Here is a 14,365-nt window from a genome sequence, read left to right as displayed (position 1 = left end):
GTATTAGTCCAGGGTTATTTCTGTTATCGTATTGCTCTTGATAATAAAATCCTTGATCTTGGGTTTAGGATTAGGCACCAGCGGGTCAGCGATATAGGCTATTTTATATCTGCCTGGCTGTATCAGGAATTCCTGCTGGTAGGCTGTACCTTTAACTTCTATTGGCGTAAATGATTCGTACCTGTCTCCATGCTGGTATTGAAATTCTACTTTATAAGCTTTGGGGTTCAGTACCCTTATCTGTCCGGGTTCTTCCAGGCTCAGGTAAACAGTAACGCCAAAATCCAGATCAACGTTAAAATGTTTGATCGGATTGGTATTCACAATAACGTGGTAGTTATCCGGTGGATAAGGTACAAGCTCTGTACACAATTGCCTGTTCTCCAGTCCTCTCCTTAATGCAATGTTGACTTTAGCAGCAAACTCGGTTACAGGCCTGCTGGGGTTGGCATTGTAGGTAAAACCTAATGAACCATCAGGAACAATGATCTTGTATTTGTTTTTCTCATTGGCACGAACCTCGATATTAGACACCACAAATCCATCTTTCCCTGTTACAGTCAGGTTGTAAGTACCCACTGGTACGCCTTTTTGTGGTTGAGGGTTGCCATATACATCCACCGTACGTTGAAATTTGTGTATGATGGCATTGGTTTTCATATCACGCAAAACCACTTCAGGAGCGGTTTCGTAATATTTACCTCTGCCATCCCAAAAGAATATTTCCAGGGTAGACTCTTTTGCTTCTTCTCTTGATACAGTATACTCTGCCGATTTAAAAGAGGGTTTTGTCGGTGTTGTTGCAGTCGTTTTGTTTGCGTTGGCTGTAGGCATAGGTTTGTATACCGGCTCTTTGGGTTTTTCCGGTTCAAACTCAATAACAGGTAATGTTACCTCCGGCACTTTCAGCACGGCAAATGAACGGGAGAAATAGGCTACGGGCAATATTCTTTGCCTGGTGGGCGAAACTACAGCTAGTTTATCCTTAGGCCTTTCCACTATCTCGTTCACCACAATGTTCGATTGTTTTTTTGGCTCCGGTTTGGGTGCCGGAGGTGGTGGTGGAGTATGTACTACGGTATCTTTTGGGTGTTCGGGTTTGGGCACAGGCTTTTTTATTACTACCGGTTCTTTCTTTACAGGCTCCGGTTCGGGTTTATCTTTAGGTATGGTCACCTTGAATTCCGGCGTGGTCACTTTCAGCACGCTTGGGGCCTTCCGGGCTGTTTCTATCAGCTTGGCCACAGCTACGGGCTGGATAAAAGTGTGCCTGTACGACTCTACTATTTTACCCACAACAGGTTCTATATCTTCCGGTTTGGTCACCAGCAGGTAGTCTCCCAGGCAGGCGTATTGCGAGCGCAGCGGTGCATAGTCTACCAGGCTCAGGATATAAGGTTTGAAGTCGATCTTCTTTTTCAGCAGTTTCTCTACTACGCTGCATATATCTCCGTCACAGCTTTCTCCACCGTCTGTTATCAGTATCAGGCTGTACTTGTTGTCTTTCAGGTTCAGCATGTCATTCTCGGCTGCCTGCTCCAGCGAGTAAGCTATAGGCGATATCCCCAGCGGGTGTAGAGCCGCCAGCCTCAGCATCATCTGCGTATAGTTGTCCTTACTGAACATTACCTCCAGCCGGGTATCATAACAGTTGTTCTTAGAGGTGGGTTGTGTATGGCCGTATACGCGTAGTGCAAACTCCACATCTTTGTTCACGGCATACACGCTGTCCATCAGGCGGTCTACTATTTTGGCTGCGGCCTCAAAACGAATGTTATCGGCAGTCCATTCGTGCAGCATACTCGATGAGCCGTCCAGCAATATCAATATGCGGGGATTCTTTTCTTTTTCCTCTGTTTGGGCTAATGCCTGGATACTACCCAGCAGCAATACAATAAATATGATAAAACGGTATCTGCGCATTAATATGTTTCTGACTCTTGCAAACCTACATTAAAACCCTGACTATATGCTGTCGCAGGTATCCCCTCATAAGGGTTATTTAACAATATATGCAGAATGCTTATCTGTTGATAACTGAAAAATAAACATACACTTTTTTTCGTTCATACTTAAACGCTGTTACCTTTCACATAATTGTAAAACAAAGGCGGGCAGGTGATAATGCGGGGAATTTTCCGTAACTTTTAAGGAGAAAATACAGCAGATGAAAAAAATACTCAAAGGCATATTCCGTTTCTTGCCCGTACAGTTGTTTTTGCTGCATTTTCGTAAGTACCAGCTCTTTCTCGTTTTCTGGATCTTATTAGTGCTGGTCATCACCGGCCACTTTGCATCTGTGTTCGGCGCGTCATCACTATTCCTTTCGCCTGAATACCTGGGCAAGACCAACTTTCGCAGTATGTTCCTGCTGGGAGGTGCTATGGCTGTATTTGTCATGGCTTGGCATATCACTACGTTTATTATCAACCATACACGTATACCTTACATTGGTGCTATCAGGTTCGCGTTTATTAAATACTGCCTCAACAACTCTTTGCTGCCGCTTATATATCTGATATTCTACACTATAACAAGTATCCGTTTCCAGCTGGTGCACGAAAAGGTGGCCATATACCAGCTGGTCAGGTTGCAACTGGGTTTTTACCTGGGTTTTTCTTTTGTCATTATCATATCATTTGCCTACTTCTTCCGCGTCGGGCGCGACCTGCTGAAAGTGGTGGTAGGCCGCATCACTAATCCTGCGCGCATACGCAAACTGGTGCCTTACGATAGCCTGGACTATGAAATAGACCTCATCAAAGCAGATACTTACCTCACAGGCAGGTTGGGTATACACAAGTTCTCCGAGCTGGATCATTATCACCCGCGTCTGCTCAATACCGTATTGAGGAAGCACAGCCGCAATGCTACCACGGCTACCATTTTCGCTATATTGTTGTTGTTGTTGCTCGGGCTCTTCAGCGAGCATCCGCAGCTCAGGGTGCCTGCTGCTGCCAGCTTTCTGCTGTTGTTTGCCGTTGTAATGGGACTGGTAGGTTCGGTAAAATATTTCCTCCGCAGTTGGGAGATACTGGGCTGGGCTATATTTATTTCCCTGTTCGCCTTCCTGGTAAAAGAACGAGTGGTAGACCTGCGTAGCATTGCCTACGGGCTGAATTACAAAACAGAAAAGACAGACATACCGGCCTATAACTATAAAAACCTGCAAGCCGTGTTCAGCAAAGAACGTTATGAGCGGGAAAAACAGGCAGAACTGCACAGGCTGGACAACTGGAAAAGCAGGATAGCCATGGGCCATAAGCCCACGCTGGTAATACTCTCTGTAAGCGGTGGCGGTTCGCGGGCTGCTTTCTGGACATTCCGTTCATTGCAATATGCCGACAGCCTAGCAGATGGCAAACTCTTCAGCCATACTGTAATGATGACAGGTGCTTCAGGTGGTATGATGGGAGCTGAATACTGGCGTGGCCTGCATGACAGCTACCGCGAAGGGAACATCGACAACCCTTACAGAAAACAATATCAGGAAAATATTGCCAAAGACCTGCTCAACTCAATCATATTTTCACTGGCCAGTGTAGATATGATCTCCCCCTTCAACAAGATATCATTGGCAGGCTATTCCTACACCAAAGACCGCGGTTATGCCATGGAGCAGGAAATGATACGTAACACCGAGGGAATACTGGATAAAAAGCTCGGCGATTTCAAACAGAAGGAACTGGAGGGGCTCATACCCATGGCCATAATCAATGGTACGGTCATTAACGACGGGCGCAGGCTCATGATGTGCGCGCAGCCGGTAGGTTACCTCACACAGTCTGAATACGATGTGCGCTATACCGCCTCCCCCGCTATTGATGGCGTAGACCTGGCAACATTATTTCATAAGCAGAACCCCTACAACCTGAGGCTGGCCACAGCTCTGCGCATGACAGCCACCTTCCCTTATATACTGCCGGTAGTACGGCTCCCGTCAGAACCGATGATGAACATTATGGATGCAGGTTTGCGCGACAATTTCGGTATCGAATTGTCTAATCGATACCTGCATACCATGCGCAACTGGATCATACAGAATGTTGGCAAGGTAGTGATGCTGCAGATACGGGACACCCGCCAGTTCGAGATATTTCCACCGTCAGACATGAACACGCTCGGCAAAATGCTGGCCGACCCGCTATTTGCGATACAGAACAAGTGGGAACCTTTCCAGTCATACAGCCAGGGCTACACCAAAGACTACCTGAAAGAGTACTTCGGCGACAGGCTGGAATATATTACCCTGCAATACATCCCAGAGGATGGCAAGAAGGTGGCGGCACTTAATTTTCATGTCACTGCCAAAGAACAGGAAGACCTGTTGCAAAGCATTTACAAGACGGAAAACCAGCGCGAGATACAAAAATTGATCACACTACTGGGGCAGGAATAAACAGCTTTAGTACTTTTACGCCCGGATGAAGGTTACCGGTTTCACATTTATCAGGAATGCTATTACGTACGACTACCCCATTGAGGAGGCCATACGCTCCATACTGCCCCTTTGCGACGAATTCGTGATCGCAGTAGGCAAATCAACGGACGGCACTCTGGCGATGATACAAATGATAGACCCCGCCAAAATAAGGATCATTGAGACAGAGTGGGACGACTCCCTGCGCACAGGTGGGCGTGTGTTGGCGGTAGAGACCGATAAAGCTTATGCAGCCGTAAGTGATGATACCGACTGGTGTTTCTACATACAGGGCGATGAAATAGTGCATGAAAAATACCTGGACACTATAAGAGCAGGTATGGAGAGATGGAAGGACGATAAGAATGTTGACGGCCTGCTGTTTCATTATGAACACTTTTACGGCTCATACGATTATGTTGGCACCTCTACCCGCTGGTACCCTTATGAGATACGCATAGTGCGCAAGAACAACAGTATATTTTCCTATCGCGACGCACAGGGTTTTCGCAAGGGCAATGATGAGAAGCTGAACGTAAAACTGCTGGATGCCTATATATACCATTACGGCTGGGTGAAAGACCCCCGTACCATGCAGCGCAAGCAGGAGATATTTCATAAGCTGTGGCACGACGATGAATGGGTAGAGAAGAACGTAGTAAAGGCCGAAGCCTTTGACTATACAGCGGATATAGACGCCGTGAAAAAATTCACGGGCACTCACCCTGCTGTTATGCAAGACCGTATCAGCCGCAGCAACTGGGCCTTCGATTACGACATCTCTTTCAACCGCATGTCACTCAAAGAGCGCCTCAAACAATTCGCCGATAAAAAACTTGGTCTCAACTTCAGCTACAAGAACTACAGGATAGTGTAAAAATTGCCAACCCCCTTCTACCATATTGCCTTACAACTTTTTTAAGTTTCGGGCAATTAAAAAAGATGGTTTTCCCCCATGCTAAAAAAATATTTTTAACCTACGATACAGGGGTAATAGTGACTTACATTATCCCCAAGTTTGTATCGCAGTTCATTCAGGGTGCCCAAAATTAATGAAATGACTTGTACGCGTAAACTGAAAAGCGGAAAACAGAGTAGGTAAAAACTGAAAAACTTTATACAAATGAAATCACAATCTTTAGCAATTGCCATTATGGCATTTATGGTATCTGTACTTTTTGCATGTAAGAAACAGGAGAAAAACATATCCGCGAACAATCCTAACCCGCCTTTAAGGGAAACCAGCAATTATTATCATAACGTTAAGAGTACAGCAGCTAACACACACAACGACTACCTGGAGTATATGTATACCCAGTTTGACAACCAGAGCATAGGTACTGATGATAATCTGAACAACTTCAACGCAATGTTATCATCAGCACAATCCTATTTCAATACACACGGATACCAGATCAACAGCGGCGACTGGAGCAGTTTGACCGCATTAATATCAAATTGGTACGGTACTTCTCAAAACATGGTTACATATGCTGAATCAAATATTGATAACCTGGGCGAAAGCGGAACAGCCTTTATTGACTATTGTAATTCGCTCAATGCACTGGTAACAAACGAGCCGCAAGACTTTGTATCTCAAACAGATGATATGCTGGACGACGCTATTGCTGATAATTCATTAACAGACGACCAGGTTGAAGCTTTTGCAAACATCATCGGTGTAGCGCAGGGCAGTTACGCATATTGGAGTAATACCAATAATTACGATAAATGGGTAGATATCAGCAATGAGCCACAGGCTATGTCTCTGTGGGGGGCATTTATCGGTGCCGATGCAGCAGGTGTTTGTGCAGGTGCATGTGCAGGTGCTGTACTTGGCGGTGTTGGTGCAGGTCCTGGTGCTGTGTGCATGGGCGCAATATTTTCAGGTGCCGTTGCTATGTCATGGTAATATTGTCAGCTAAAAATAAACTACAGGTTATGTCAAGTCTTTCTATAAAAAGAGAAAATCAGTTTGCTTCACGATTTCGCGACATTACTATCGAAATTGATGGTGGAAAAAATGGAACTATTCATGCCGGGGAAACAAAGAATATACTTGTGCAAGCGGGCAAACATTCAATAAAGGCAAAAGTAGATTTTTTTACCAGCAGCGAATATCATTTTACTGTAGCCGAAAATGCACAGGCTAAGTTAAGATTGCGCTCGCCTTATTTAATGGAAGGCTATAAATGGCTGCTGGTAGTATTTCGCCTCATAGCTGCATCTATCACAATTCTTATCGGTGCATACTATAAAAATTATCTCCTTATTGAGTATTTCTCCTGGTTTATTGTAGCATGGGTTATTCTTGAATACCTGTTCGATAAAAAGAATTCTATATTTTATTACCTCTTAAAGAGAAATGAATTTTTAGAATTCGTAGATGATAATAACAATTAACAAAAAGGCATGGAATTTCTCCATGCCTTTTTTACTTTTCTAACAACCTGATATTATTATGCCGAAATGTTATTTTCTTGACAGATGCACCAAATACAATGCGGCAGGGGTGTCCATTCAAAGAGCGCCACATACAATTCGCCGACAAAAAAAATCGGCCTCTACTTTAGCTATAACAACTACAGGATGGTGTAACATAGCTCCTAACCTTGCTGCTGTAAAGGTAGAATGACTGCAGACAGAACAACCCGCGAAGCAGAGACCTCCTAATGAGGTACTGGCGGAACGATGTTTACCATCCTTGTAAGTGGCTGCTGTGTTATTAAATTATGAACATCCGGTTCCACTACACAATGGCATAATATTTGTTTTTTTACTTGTATGAAACAACTATTCCTTTGCCTGTCATTCATCATTATCTCTTTTGCCATGCGTGCGCAAAAGATGGATACTATTCCTTCGCGCGTGAACTTGGGGCTGAACCTGGCCACGCTGGTCAGCGGAACGCCTGAGCTACAGGGCGAATACTATTTCAATAAGTATGTAGGTGCTTTTGCCGCCACGGGTTATACTTTTCGCCCGGTACGCGGGTGGATAAAGGTGAAGGACGATGTGAACCTGGAATCGCAACACGGGGCGTACTGGAAGATAGGCTTTAAGGCAAGGTTGTTTCGCCCCGACAAGCGCATACCATTGCCATGGATACAGTTACTGTACATAGGCTCGCAGTATGACGAGCGGGGTACGCAAGACTCATACAATTATACAACCGGCGCATATTCTGTTATCAACAGGCATGAATCGGGGATAGTGCATGGTGGCGCCGTGGCTGTGGGTGCCGATTTCCGGGCAGGCAGGCACTTTATCATAAGGGTCGGGTTTCAGTCGGGCTATTACAAAAGGAATGACCATATGGGTAGTTCTTTACTTACTTATCAGCCGGGGTTTGGCGCAGAAGGTTTCTTACTGCCTGAGCAGGCTATGCTTTGCGTAATGTACCGGCTGGGCAATGTGGACAGGAAGTGATGTTATTCTTCGGGCTCTTCCATATCGTTGGCCACGTAGTCTAAGATGATACGAAGCATATCCGTCTCCATGCTCTCGTCTACGGTTTCGGTTATCCTGCCTATCTCTTTCTGCCCGTCCAGCAGTATGAAAGTCGGCACCCTTGTTACATGATACTTCAGCTCTTCGCCGTCCTTACCTTTCTTCTCCATATCCAGCGCATACATGGTCACTTTCGATGCAGGGTAGTTGCAGGCCTGCAGCACATTGTAGAACTTGGGCAACAGTATATGCGTATCGTCGCACCAGGTACCCATGAATACGACCGGCTTTATATTGTATTGTTTCAGAGCAGCAGCCAGCTCGGATACTACATCTTTATTAGGCTGGTAGCCTTTTATGCCTGCTTTGTACCATACAAAATCAGGTTCTGTAGCAAGGTCGTTGAATGTTACTTGTCCCTGGTATATCAATTGCTTTGTGTCTTTGTCTGTGAATTTCTTATACTTTTCCTGCGCAGTGAGTTGAGTGGAGGCAATAAGGGCGAATATCAGCAGCAGGTATTTCATCGTTACTTAATGCTGTTTTTCAGTTGCACCAGCTTGTTGCGCAGTTGCAGCAGCGAGTCTTTCAGGTCTACGGAGTCAACTGATACTTTTTTGCTCTCTTTGAGTTTCGCCTTGGCGCCGTTAATTGTAAAGCCCCTGTGTTTCACCAGGTGATATATGGTGCGTATCTCCTTTATTTGCTCCGGCGTGTACAGCCTGTCGCCTTTGCGGGTGGTGCGTACTTTCAGCGCAAACTCTTTGGTCCAGTACCGGATGTTGGAGGTCCGCACGTCGAACAGTTTGGCCACTTCTCCTATTGAGTAATACTTTTTATCTCCTTCCCAATCTACCAGTATCTCCTGCTTCGGTTCTTCCGCTACTGCTGCTTCCTCTGTTTCGTCAATGGCAATTGATTCTTTCTCCGCTTTGGGTTTTTCCTCCTTCTTCTTTTTGGGCGTAGCCTTCTTCCTGCCTACAGCGTTCAGCTGTTCAGGAACTATCTCTTCGCCAAATAATGTGAGGATATGTGTACTCATTGATACGAAAATAGCAAAAATACCATCATCAAAACGCACCCCATGTAAAAAGAGGGACGTATACATATTTTTTCAACATCAGCATGCCATATACAGCTATCGGATATTTGTATGCGTGGGCGGGTTTTTTAGGTTAATTTTGCAGGTACCGGCCAATACAATTTGACAAGATGAATTTATCAGAATTATACAGTAAGGCGTTGAAGTTTGAATCGTTGAGTATGGAAGAAGGAGTATTCCTTTTCAACAACGCCCCGCTTGCAGAGCTGATGTTTGTGGCGAACGAACTGCGCAAGATACAGGTGCCGCATGGCAAAGTAACATGGATCATAGACCGCAACATGAACACCACCAACGTGTGTATCGCCAATTGCAAGTTCTGCAACTTTTACCGCATACCCGGCCACCCCGAGTCTTACATTACAGATATAGAGACCTATAAGGAGAAGATAGACGAGACCTTTAAATACGGCGGTGAGCAACTGCTGCTTCAGGGCGGCCACCACCCGGAGCTGGGACTGGATTATTATACCACCCTCTTCAAACAACTGAAAGAACTATACCCCGACCTGAAACTGCACGCACTGGGCCCGCCCGAGGTAGCGCATATATGCAAGGTTTCGGGCGTGACATATAACGAGGCGCTAACAGCACTGAAAGAATCCGGTATGGACAGCATGCCCGGTCCGGGAGCAGAGATACTGAACGACAGGGTACGCAGGCTGATATCTAAAGGGAAGTGCGGCGCGCAGGAATGGCTCGACATTATGCACGAAGCACATAAGGTAGGGCTGACCACCAGCGCCACGATGATGTTCGGCCACGTGGAGACGATAGAAGAACGCTTTGAGCACCTGGTGAAGATACGCGAGGTACAGGCCATGAAGCCCGAAAGCGCCAAAGGCTTTATCGCTTTCATACCATGGACTTTCCAGGATGTGGATACCATGCTGAAACGCATACGCGGCACCAAGAACCTGACAACAGGAGAAGAATACGTGCGCATGATAGCCATGAGCCGCATCATGCTGCCAAACGTGAAAAACATACAGGCTTCCTGGCTGACTGTGGGTAAAGAAGTGGCCCAGCTATGCCTGCACGCCGGTGCCAACGACTTTGGTTCCATCATGATAGAAGAGAACGTGGTGAGCGCTGCAGGTGCTCCGCATCGCTTTACTTACAAAGGCATACAACAGGCCATTAACGAGGCGGGCTTCCCGGCTCAATTGCGCAACCAGCAGTATGAGTTCAGGGAGATACCTGAAACCATAGAAGAGCAGGTGATCACTTATTAATACAAAACAGATTTTATACTTTTAGCCACTACGCTGATAACGTAGTGGCTTTTTCATGATTGCACTATCTGTACTTTGCCTTTTTGCTTTCGTGGCCGGCTTTGTTGATGCCGTAGCCGGTGGTGGCGGTATGATACAGCTTCCCGCCATGTTCATCCTTCAGCCACAACTTACACTGGTGCAAACACTGGCGACCAACAAGATGGCCTCTTTCTCCGGAACATCCGTAGCGGCGGTACGCTACATCAAAAAGGTGACGATCGACTGGCGGCACTTGAGCCCGGCGATTATTTCTTCTTTCATTGCATCATTTGCCGGGGCGCTATTAGTCAGCTTCATTCATAAAGAGCAGTTCATGCCTTTTATCATCGGGGCATTGGTACTGGTGCTGGCTTATACCGTTTTTAAAAAACAACTTGGCATGGTGCATGCCGTAAAGACGCTTACACCGGCGCGGTATTATATTTCCGCTATTGCCACAGGGGGTATACTTGGCTTGTACGAAGGACTGATAGGGCCGGGTACCGGCAGCTTTCTTGTCTTCGCATTTATCATCCTGTTCGGGTATGATTTTCTGCATGCATCAGCCAATGCAAAGGTTATTAATGTAACGGCCAATATCGGAGCGCTGATATTCTTCATCTCCAAAGGTTTTGTGATGTGGCATATTGCCATACCCGTTGCGCTATGCAATATGACTGGCAACTATGCCGGGGCGCATATGGCCATCAAGAAGGGCAGCTCATTCGTGCGGGTATTCTTTATCGTTATCTCCATCGCACTGATCATCAAGCTGAGTTCCGACTACCTATAACGTGGGCATCTTGATAACAGACAGCTTATCTACCGCGGCTTTGAGTGTTTCCTCTTTTTTGGCGAAGCAGAAACGTATGATCCTGTCGTCCTGCTTATTGCTGTAGAAAACACTTATGGGTATCGTCGCCACACCATGTTCTACTGTCAGCCATTTAGCAAACTCCGTATCCGGCATATCGCTGATTCGGCTGTAATCTACCGTCTGGAAGTAACTACCGCCAGCAGGTTGGTGTACCTTGAACGGCGTGTCTTTCAGCAGGTCGAGGAAGTAATCCCTCTTGCGCTGCATCATATTGGCTACGTCGGGCAAAACGGGTTGCGACAGGTATTGCGCCAGTGCATACTGCGCAGGTGTATTGACAGAGAATACCAGGAACTGGTGGATACTCCGGAAGGCTGCCGACAATTGCGGCGGCGCAATAACGAAGCCCATTTTCCAGCCTGTATTATGATATACTTTACCGAAAGAGTAGATAGCAAAACTGCGCTGCCTTAACTCTTCGTGCTGTAATACGCTATGATGTTGTTTGCCATCGAAAACCAGTTGCTCATACACTTCGTCAGACAGCAGGATGATATCAGTGCCGCGGAGTATCTCTGCCAGGCTGTCCCAGTCTTCTTTGGTCCATACCGCACCTGTGGGGTTGTGCGGGGTATTGATGATTATAGCACGGGTCTTATCCGTAATAGCGTCTTTTACCTTGTTCCAATCGACCGTGAACATAGGTGCTGATAACGGAACAGAAACCACTACCGCGCCATTCGTTTCTATGTTCGGGATGTAACTGTCGTATGCAGGCTCCAGTACTATTACCTCATCGCCTTTTTGCAGGATAGAGGTAAAGGCAGTGTAGATGCCATAAGTTGCGCCGGGGGTTACCGTCACATCGTTCGCATCAACCGGGGTATTGTAACGACGCTGCACATCAGCAGCTATTGCTTCCCTGAGCATGGGCAGCCCTGTCATGGGGGCATATTGATTGAACCCTTTCTGCACCGACTCGCCCAACAGCACACCCAGCTTCTCGTCTACCGGGAAATCAGGAAAGCCCTGAGACAGGTTGATGGCGTTGTGCTCAGTAGCCAGTGCGCTCATCACCGTGAAGATGGTTGTTCCTTTTGCTGAATGTTTTACGGGCAGGTTCATCTATTACAAATATTTATCTCCTTTGTTGCGTTTTACTTCGGCAACATAATCTTTTATCTGTTGCTCGCGGCTGCGCTGGCATATCAACAGTACATCCTCCGTATCTATCACCACACACTCTTCCAGGCCTTGCAGTACCACCAGTTTGTTATCGGGTGCTTTTATCATACACTCACTGGCGTCTATCACCATTACATTCTTACCGTACACAGCGTTACCCAGGTAGTCTTTTTCAGAATTCTCGTAGGCAGACTCCCATGTACCGAGGTCTGACCAACCGAAGTAAGAAGGTATCACGTATACATTCTTGGCCTTTTCCATTATACCATAGTCGATAGAAATGTTGGTGCATTGTGCATACAGGCTGCTGATCACATCATGCTCCTTCGGAGTATTATAAACACTGTCTGCCTGCATGAACACCTCATTCAACTCAGGCTGGTGTTTGGCCAGCGCTTCCATAATGGTCTTTACATTCCATACGAATATGCCTGAGTTCCAGAGGAAGTCGCCGCTTTTGATGAAGGTCTGCGCCAGCTCCAGCGACGGTTTTTCGGTAAAGGTCTTCACCTTGAACACCTTGTTGATATCCTCTTGCAGGTCGTGCTGTATATAGCCGTAACCCGTATCGGGGCGGGTAGGCTTGATGCCGAGCGTCAGCAGGGCGTCGTGATTTGATACGTATTCCAGCGCATCTTTGGCTGTTTTCTCAAAAGCCTTCTCGTCCATGATCAGGTGATCGGCCGGCGACATGATAATGTTGGCATCCGGGTTCATGGCCATCATCTTGTGGGCAAAGTATGCCGCACAAGGGCTGGTATTCTTACGGGAAGGTTCGCTGATGATGTTATCCATGCTCACCTCGGGTATCTGCTCCTTCAGGGTGTTGATATAACTCTCATTGGTAATGAAGTATATATTTTCCTGCGGCACAATATTCTTGAACCTGTGGTAGGTCCACTGTATCAGTGAGCGGCCCGTGCCAAGCAGATCCAGAAATTGTTTCGGGTAGCTGGTACGGCTCACGGGCCAGAAACGGCTACCTATTCCTCCGGCCATAATGGCCACATAATTGTTTTTCTCGTTCATCGTTTCGCTATAGAGGCGTAAAAATAGCATATTACTATGTTTTCAAAGGGTTTTTAAGGATTTATTGACGTTGGGTTCCATTATGATTAAAAGGTTAATATGTTAAAGGGGCAACAAGGCAAATTCATTCTATAATTATGCCTTTTCATTGGTCTTACTAAGGTTGCTGACGCTAAATTGTTAAGTAATTTAAACCGAGGTTTAACTGAAAGCAACATCCGATCTTTGTAAACAATTGATAAAGAGACAATTGCATTCAGATTGTTAAGTAATGTTAAGTAAAACGGTAAACGTGTTGTACTTAACAATTCATAAAAAAGTCCCGCCGGGGCGGAACTGAAAGCAATTCTGTTCGTCATATGTGTACTTTTCATGTGCTCAGGGTTATTTCATTAATAGCAAATATACGTCATTTATTTATAATTATAAAATTTAATTGCCCGGATCGTCTCCCATTGTTATCGGGTGCACAGGATAAATAGACTTTTTTAAGAGTTATCATACCGAAGCCCCCTTGCGAAACGGAAATGTCTATACCCGACACAAAAAAGCCCCGCTTAAAGCAGGGCAATTGACTATAACAAAAAAGACTTTTACTTACGAACCGTAGTATCCTGATATAATGCGTAGAATATAATAGGCCGCTACGCCCAGTACGATAAGGTTGCTTGCAAAGAGTATAAGTATTACTGCATTCAGTTTCATCACTTGTGTTTTTTAGATATGGTTTGCAGCAACAAACCTGATAACTAACACAAAATCGTAATAAATCAATGGTATTTTGTCCCGAGTTAGTAAATGACCTGAATTAGTTGTTTAACGATGCTTTTCTGTATATATGTGTTGCATTTGCTTCATTATATTAGTAACTGTCAGTATACACGTAAGGCCTGTTATTTAGTTTTTTCTTTATGTTCCCTGATCTTTTTAATGCCATATCCTGCTGCTAAAGCGGTAATAAAAGTCACACCTCCGTCAAACGGTACGGGTACATCTTCTACATCCTCATCAAAACCGGGTCCCTGTGCAAGAGCTACGGTAACCGAAAAACAAAGAGCACCCACAAGAACCAGAATAACTTTTAATTTTGTGCTGATCGTATACAT

The 14,365-nt window shown here is 45.7% G+C and carries 13 protein-coding genes; 7 read left to right on the top strand and 6 right to left on the bottom strand.

Annotated elements, in window-relative coordinates; all coding sequences use genetic code 11:
* Positions 1-3: 3 nt before the first annotated feature.
* A complete protein-coding gene (locus H6550_01730; GenBank protein ID MCB9044836.1) occupies positions 4-1,923 on the bottom strand; it encodes a hypothetical protein in 1,920 nt (639 codons plus the stop codon).
* 244 nt (positions 1,924-2,167) lie between these two features.
* On the opposite strand from H6550_01730, the gene H6550_01725 reads away from it, so the two are divergent.
* From H6550_01725 to H6550_01705, 5 genes are all read left to right on the top strand, one after another.
* Positions 2,168-4,399, top strand: a complete 2,232-nt coding sequence (locus tag H6550_01725; GenBank protein ID MCB9044835.1) for a patatin-like phospholipase family protein — start codon at positions 2,168-2,170, stop codon at positions 4,397-4,399.
* A 25-nt stretch (positions 4,400-4,424) separates the two neighbouring features.
* Positions 4,425-5,297 (top strand): glycosyltransferase family 2 protein, encoded by an 873-nt coding sequence (locus H6550_01720; GenBank protein ID MCB9044834.1) that lies wholly within the window; start codon positions 4,425-4,427, stop codon positions 5,295-5,297.
* A gap of 246 nt (positions 5,298-5,543) precedes the next feature.
* Complete coding sequence (locus tag H6550_01715) at positions 5,544-6,332, top strand: hypothetical protein (GenBank protein MCB9044833.1); 789 nt, start codon at positions 5,544-5,546, stop codon at positions 6,330-6,332.
* Between the two features lie 29 nt (positions 6,333-6,361).
* On the top strand, positions 6,362-6,823 hold the full coding sequence (locus H6550_01710) for a hypothetical protein (protein ID MCB9044832.1): 462 nt from the start codon (positions 6,362-6,364) through the stop codon (positions 6,821-6,823).
* Positions 6,824-7,204: 381 nt separating this feature from the next.
* Positions 7,205-7,849 carry a hypothetical protein gene (locus H6550_01705; GenBank protein MCB9044831.1) on the top strand — a complete coding sequence of 215 codons (645 nt, stop codon included), beginning with the start codon at positions 7,205-7,207 and terminating at the stop codon, positions 7,847-7,849.
* Positions 7,850-7,851: 2 nt separating this feature from the next.
* On the opposite strand, the gene H6550_01700 is transcribed toward H6550_01705, so the two are convergent.
* Together H6550_01700 and H6550_01695 are read right to left on the bottom strand one after the other, a co-directional pair.
* Positions 7,852-8,397, bottom strand: a complete 546-nt coding sequence (locus tag H6550_01700; protein MCB9044830.1) for a thioredoxin family protein — start codon at positions 8,395-8,397, stop codon at positions 7,852-7,854.
* A 2-nt stretch (positions 8,398-8,399) separates the two neighbouring features.
* Positions 8,400-8,912, bottom strand: coding sequence for a MerR family transcriptional regulator (locus H6550_01695; protein MCB9044829.1), 513 nt, complete (start codon positions 8,910-8,912; stop codon positions 8,400-8,402).
* A 170-nt stretch (positions 8,913-9,082) separates the two neighbouring features.
* Here H6550_01695 and mqnC point away from each other — a divergent pair, with 170 nt between their 5' ends.
* Together mqnC and H6550_01685 are read left to right on the top strand one after the other, a co-directional pair.
* A complete protein-coding gene (gene mqnC / locus H6550_01690) occupies positions 9,083-10,207 on the top strand; it encodes a dehypoxanthine futalosine cyclase (protein ID MCB9044828.1) in 1,125 nt (374 codons plus the stop codon).
* 55 nt (positions 10,208-10,262) lie between these two features.
* Positions 10,263-11,021 (top strand): TSUP family transporter, encoded by a 759-nt coding sequence (locus H6550_01685; protein MCB9044827.1) that lies wholly within the window; start codon positions 10,263-10,265, stop codon positions 11,019-11,021.
* Here H6550_01685 and H6550_01680 read toward each other — a convergent pair.
* The 3 genes from H6550_01680 to H6550_01670 all read right to left on the bottom strand — a co-directional run bounded on the left by H6550_01680 (position 11,016) and on the right by H6550_01670 (position 14,365).
* Positions 11,016-12,170, bottom strand: coding sequence for an aminotransferase class I/II-fold pyridoxal phosphate-dependent enzyme (locus tag H6550_01680; protein MCB9044826.1), 1,155 nt, complete (start codon positions 12,168-12,170; stop codon positions 11,016-11,018). The two genes, H6550_01685 and H6550_01680, sit on opposite strands and share 6 nt — an antisense overlap.
* Before the next feature lie 3 nt (positions 12,171-12,173).
* Entirely contained in the window at positions 12,174-13,259 is a 1,086-nt protein-coding gene (locus H6550_01675) for a mannose-1-phosphate guanylyltransferase (protein MCB9044825.1), read from the bottom strand.
* 893 nt (positions 13,260-14,152) lie between these two features.
* Positions 14,153-14,365: a hypothetical protein gene (locus tag H6550_01670; protein MCB9044824.1), complete on the bottom strand. Its 213-nt coding sequence runs from the start codon at positions 14,363-14,365 to the stop codon at positions 14,153-14,155.

Source organism: Chitinophagales bacterium, from assembly GCA_020636495.1.
GTDB lineage: Bacteria > Bacteroidota > Bacteroidia > Chitinophagales > Chitinophagaceae > UBA5543.
This window is presented reverse-complemented; position numbering and strand designations above follow the sequence as displayed.